Source organism: Rhodococcus sp. KB6, assembly GCF_001445685.1.
GTDB lineage: Bacteria > Actinomycetota > Actinomycetes > Mycobacteriales > Mycobacteriaceae > Rhodococcus_F > Rhodococcus_F qingshengii.
On the sequence record NZ_LNAK01000129.1, the window covers coordinates 1 to 262 of the forward strand.

At 67.2% G+C, this 262-nt stretch carries 1 pseudogene; it reads right to left on the reverse strand.

What is annotated here, in order from left to right:
* Positions 1-159 (reverse strand): annotated as a pseudogene (locus tag ASU23_RS34030) (ISL3 family transposase); the annotation flags it as partial.
* Positions 160-262 lie beyond the last annotated feature (103 nt).

The following is a 262-nucleotide window of genomic DNA, read 5'->3' on the forward strand; positions in this document are numbered from 1 at the left end:
GTGGGCCAACCGCCGGATCACGGTGTCACGAGCAGCGCCTTCGCTGCCGCACCGTCGGCACCACTGATCTGGTTCCACCACGCGGCACGCGAGGACCGCACGATCCGGTTCAAGTCGTTGTCCGGTCACGCTCAGACCGAGGCCGCCTTCGCGTCTCATCCCAATCGACCCTGATCGGGTCTGCTGACCCCCTCGACGAGAACGCAGCGACATCACAGCCACCCAACCCCGACCGTCCGGGAAGCCGGGGCACGTCACATGG